This window comes from Pseudomonas meliae, assembly GCF_001400515.1.
Classification (GTDB): Bacteria; Pseudomonadota; Gammaproteobacteria; order Pseudomonadales; family Pseudomonadaceae; genus Aquipseudomonas; species Aquipseudomonas amygdali.
The window spans coordinates 1-357 of sequence record NZ_LJQT01000044.1 but is presented as its reverse complement, the minus strand read 5'-3'; positions in this window follow the sequence as shown (position 1 = coordinate 357).

Genomic DNA, 357 nt, shown 5'->3' with positions numbered 1-357 from the left:
GCTTTTTCAGGCCTTCCCTAATAGCGCCAACAGAGACAACCGTCTTTTTATGCGTAGCGATCCATAGCGCTATAGCGTCATATGACAGTCCTTCATGCCTCAATCTCAAAATATCGACTTCAAAATCGACTACCCTCATGGTGTTTTCCCCCTCATTTTAGCAACCATCTGCATCTTTTTTATCCTCGGTGGGACTTCCTGTCAAGCCTTTATCCATAGCAATCATCTCAGCACGGGATAGCACCGATGATCGTACGGTATAGCGGGTAGCTCAGTACGGTATACATATGGCTGTAAGCCCCTGTAACTAAGGCTTTCAGATTTAGTGGCACTTTGACCTAGGGAGACGCTGAACAA